This window comes from Dietzia sp. HMSC21D01, assembly GCF_001815995.1.
In the GTDB taxonomy this organism is placed as follows: Bacteria; Actinomycetota; Actinomycetes; order Mycobacteriales; family Mycobacteriaceae; genus Dietzia; species Dietzia cinnamea.
On record NZ_KV824114.1, the window covers coordinates 1 to 3,171 of the forward strand.

Below are 3,171 nucleotides of genomic sequence, written 5' to 3' on the forward strand. Positions count from 1 at the left end.
CCCCACCTACACGAGCTCGACACAGCGATCGCGCAACACCTGCACGGCGCCGAGGCCGCAGCATGACCCCGCGAGTCGGAGGGTCGGCTCCGCCTGCGCCGCCTCGCCCGGCTTCGCGGCCCGGGCGCCGAGGAACCGGGTCAGCGCCGGACGATCACCATCCGGGACCCCACCTCGCGGACGTCGAACAGCGCGGGGTCGTCGAACTGGCGAGGAACGAACACGATCTCCTCCCGCACATTGTTCTGGCTCTGCGGCATCACGTTGACCATGGCCGGGAAGATCCACCGCCGGGAGCCCTCCCGGTCCAGCACCAGCACGTCGGGTCCGCGGAACGAGCTCGAGTCGATCGCCGCGGTCAGCTCGCCCGGCGAGTCGGTGTCGGACCAGCGGCGGATCTCGTCGAGCCGCGCTTCGTACCGGCCCGCCGGGGTCGCATACGCCTGCGCCGGGGCCTGGAACGTGTGGAAGGGCCGGTACGCGTAGAGCGACGGGTCCGCGGTCAACACCACCAGGTCGGACGGCGTGCGATCGTCGGTCATCTCATCGATCGCCCCCAGGACGTCGTGCGGCACCCCGGGGTTCTCCCGCGCCACCGCGGCGAAGTGCGCGTCCTCGTCGGAGACGTGCTGCACCAGCTGAACGGCGGCGAGCCCGGCCACCACCACCGCGGCCGCGGTCACCCGCCCGCGGGACGGCCCGGGGGAGGTGCGGATCGCCCACCGAGCCAGGGTGAGCGCGCCGACGATCCCCGCCAGCGCGAGCGCCAGGGTCACGACGGGGATCATGCGGAACGGCAGCAGCGTGCTCCCGGTGACCGCACGCAAGCCGGACAGGACGTACCAGCCGAGGGCGGCGACCACGGTCAGTGCGAGCGCCCGCGCCAGCACGAGCCGGCGCCCGGAGGAGGGGAGCGGTCCGGTGTCACGGAGCGCGGTGTCTGTGTCGGTGCCGGCGCCGACTTCGTGGCCGGCCGCGGTGTCGGCGCCGACTCGCGCCCGCATCGACTCCGCCGCACGCGCGGTCGCCGCCCCGGCGCCACCGGGCCACACGGTGACGACCAGCCACACCGCCCCGACGAGACACAACAACCCGGCCGCGGACGGCTCGAACATCGGCAGCGGCCACCGCGACGCCACCTCGGGCGCGAAATCGTTGGCCACCGACGGTTCGGTCTCCGCCCCGCCGAGCACGGCGAGCAGGTAGCGGTGCCAGAACACCAACGCGATCGCCGCGGAGATCGCCGCCATCGCCGCGAGTCGGCCGAGCAGTGCCCCGACCACGGCGCGGTCGGCGCGGTGGTACCAGGCGTGGAGGACGACGACGAGGCCCACCATCAGCGCGGCGAAACCCGCGATGAGCGTGTACCCGAGGGCGGCCCAGCCGAGGTAGACCCCGATGGTCATGACCAGCGGCCACGTGGGCCGGCGGTCTGCCGAGGTCTCCGCCCGGGCCGCGGCGGCGCGCGCGCAGAGCAGGAACGTCGCCACCACGACCTGCGGGAGCAGGCAGATGAGGATCCACGAGTACGGCTCGTAGGCGTTGGTGTGACCACCGATCACGGAGGTGGCGAGGCCGAACAGGACGGCCAGCCGGGCGGGGACGAGCCAGCGCCAGGCCACGAACGCGATCGCGCCGGCGATGGCCATGGTGAGGATCGCGTACGGCTTGTAGAAAGTCCACCCCTCGACTCCGGCCATGGCCGCGAGGCGCCCGCCCACCCAGAACCACTGCGGCGGATAGAACGGCGCGGCGTCGGCGTAGAAGGGGTCGGCGATCGCGGGGGAGTCGGCGAAGCGGGTGACGTAGGCGACGCGGTTGAGCTGATCGCCACCCAGGCCGAAGAGGTAGTGGGGGGTGCCGTTCAGGAGGAGGCTCAGGTGGGAGGACGCGAGGAACGCGGGGCCGACCGTGCCCAGTGCCCACAGGGTCCGGGGGCCGGTCGAGCGGCGGAGCAGCAGCCATCCGGCCGCGATGACGACCAGCGCGGCGAGCGTTCCGCCGAACGTCTCGGGCAGCCAACTGGGCTCGGCGAACGGCAGGGAGTCGATGGCGAGGTAGGTCGCGGCCCCGACGAGCCCGGCCACCAGGAGCGCGGCGAGAAGCTCGGCGCCGCGGCGGACCAGGGGACGCAGCTCGGTCATGCGGCCGCTCCGTGTCGCCGCGCCGCCACGATCAGGCCCACCACGTGGAGTGCGACCCCGATGCCTGGCCCGGCGAGCAACGCGACCGCCGCGCGCACGTCGAGTGGGCCGGGGACGGCCACCAGCAGCGCCGCCGCCGCGATCACCGCGACCCACCAGCCGGCGTTGTAGAGCAGATGGCGGTCAAAGGCGAGGGCGGCATTCCCGGTGACCATGAGTGCGGCCGTACCGACGGAGGCGGCGGTGAGGGCGGCGAGGACGGCGCCGGGCAGCTCGAAGTCGCCGCCGAACAACACGCGGATCAGCCACGGGCCGATGAGCCACGCGGCGCCCGCGCCGACGACGCCGACCGCGGTGACCAGGAGGAGCGGCGCGGCCAGCGACCGCGGTCCCCGGGCGCGGCGCTCGACGAAGTAGACGATGATCGCGCTCTGGAAGCTGGTCAGCGGCACGAGCAGCGGGGCGCGGGTGAGGGTGATGGCCAGGATGACGGCCCCGACGAGCGGGGCGGGATCGGAGTCGCGGACGGTCGCGGTGACGAACAGCGGGAAGCCGGTGACCAGGGCGGAGGTGCCCGCGGAGGCGAGCATCGCGGTGGCGGTGTTGCGCCAGAAGCGTCGGTGTCCGGCGTCGACGGCGGAGCGCAGCGCGGTGCGGGTGCCCGGGGAGACGGCGATGAGCACGGCCCAGGTCACCGCGCCGGCGACGGTGGCCACCGCGAACCCGATTCCGGCGTCGCCGAGCCACCATGCGATGCCGGCGACGGCCAACCGCAGCGCGGCGTCGACCGTGAGCAGGACCGCGTACAGCCCCCACCGCTCGGTGCCGGAGAGGGCGCCGGCGGTGGCGGCCTGGAGCGTGAAGCCGAGGATGCCGAACGCCATGATCGCCACCCCCGCGCCGGAGAAGGTGGGCAGGCCCAGCGATGGCCACAGGGGTGCGCTCACCGCGACCGCGGCGGCGAGAATCAGGCCGAGGGCGAGGCCGGCGGGCAGCAGCCGCACGGCGCCCCGCGGCGTGGTCGCCA

The 3,171-nt window shown here is 74.2% G+C and carries 2 protein-coding genes; both read right to left on the bottom strand.

The features are described from left to right. Positions 1-140 precede the first annotated feature (140 nt). Complete coding sequence (locus HMPREF3086_RS15975) at positions 141-2,144, bottom strand: arabinofuranosyltransferase (RefSeq protein WP_061227494.1); 2,004 nt, start codon at positions 2,142-2,144, stop codon at positions 141-143. After that, positions 2,141-3,171, bottom strand: a 1,031-nt coding sequence (locus HMPREF3086_RS15980; protein ID WP_070722901.1) for a polysaccharide biosynthesis protein, incomplete at its 5' end; no start/stop codon positions are given. The genes HMPREF3086_RS15975 and HMPREF3086_RS15980, both read right to left, overlap by 4 nt.